The organism is Denitromonas iodatirespirans, assembly GCF_018524365.1.
GTDB lineage: Bacteria > Pseudomonadota > Gammaproteobacteria > Burkholderiales > Rhodocyclaceae > Nitrogeniibacter > Nitrogeniibacter iodatirespirans.
Genome location: NZ_JAEKFT010000103.1, coordinates 1 through 1,073, shown reverse-complemented (window position 1 = coordinate 1,073; position 1,073 = coordinate 1). Strand labels below are relative to the sequence as shown.

Sequence of the window (1,073 nt, the reverse complement as noted above, 5' to 3'; positions counted from 1 at the left end):
AAGACCCGCTATCGAGGGATCGCCAAGAACGAGGCGCAATTGTTCTCACTGTTCGGCCTCGCCAACCTCGTGCTCGCGCATAAAAGGTTGATGGCGCCCGACACGCAAGGTGCGTCCTGAAACGGGGCAAAGGCGATGAAATCGTGCGAATCCGGCCTTCCAGAGTGCCAATTCCGTATTCCGCGAGCCGATTGCAAGCGATTCGGCGCGACTGCACACCGAGATTTTCTTGCCGTCGCCGAAACGCGATTTATTCAGCACTTCCTTAGCTGATTTCTCTACGGTCAGAGCCTTGCCATTATCGGCGGCAGACAGTGCCAGCATGAAGGGCACGGCCTCTATTGCCCAATCTTGAGGCGACTGGTACTGCTCAGCCTCTGCCCCCAGACAGGCATGAAGCATCTCGGTATTGATGCCGCCACCAGGATCGAGCGCAATCGCAGCTAGGCCCGCTGGAAGTTCCAGCGCTAAAACCTGGGTAAGGCCCTCGATGGCGAACTTGCTTGCGCAATAGGGTGCAAGCCCTGCCGAAGCTTGTCGTCCCCAGCTGGAGCTGATATTCACAATGATGCTGTGGCCTGTCTTGAGCATGGCTGGCAGGAATGCCTGTAAGACATGAGCAACCCCTGTGACATTCACAGCCAGGATCTGGTCGAACTCAGCCGCAGGTACTGCCCATAGCGGCGCCCGCTGATTGATAAGCGAGGCATTGTTGATCAGCAGATCCGGTGCACCAGAGCGAGAAAGCACTTGCTTGGCCCAAGCCTGGACTTGCTCACGTTGAGCGATATCGACCGCCGCAAAGTGCAGGGCTCCCGCAGCTACGCGCCCGTCATCAATCGTCATCCTCCTCGTCCTGCGGTTCGAAGCCGAGCAGTTCGGCACGGTACTCATCGGACGTGGCGGCCAGCAACCGCTTGGTCTTGATGCTGGCCTTGCGTGAGGTGTTCAGCCGAATGAGGTTCAGCGCGATGTGGCGTACCAGCGCCAGGTTGTGGGCAACGTGTCCGGTGCGGGCACGGGCGTAGTCGTCGGAGAACTGCACATCCAGGCACCAATGCAACCGATTCTCT

1 protein-coding gene and 2 pseudogenes are annotated in these 1,073 nt (G+C 58.6%); 1 reads left to right on the top strand and 2 read right to left on the bottom strand.

Annotated elements, in window-relative coordinates; translation table 11 throughout:
- A pseudogene (locus I8J34_RS24115) lies at positions 1-120 on the top strand (IS5/IS1182 family transposase); the annotation flags it as partial.
- Between the two features lie 276 nt (positions 121-396).
- On the opposite strand, the pseudogene I8J34_RS24775 reads toward I8J34_RS24115, so the two are convergent.
- Together I8J34_RS24775 and I8J34_RS24110 are read right to left on the bottom strand one after the other, a co-directional pair.
- Positions 397-846 (bottom strand): annotated as a pseudogene (locus tag I8J34_RS24775) (SDR family oxidoreductase); the annotation flags it as partial.
- Positions 836-1,073 (bottom strand): transposase (locus tag I8J34_RS24110; RefSeq protein ID WP_367575908.1); only part of this gene is annotated, 238 nt, incomplete at its 5' end. The pseudogene I8J34_RS24775 and the gene I8J34_RS24110, both read right to left, overlap by 11 nt.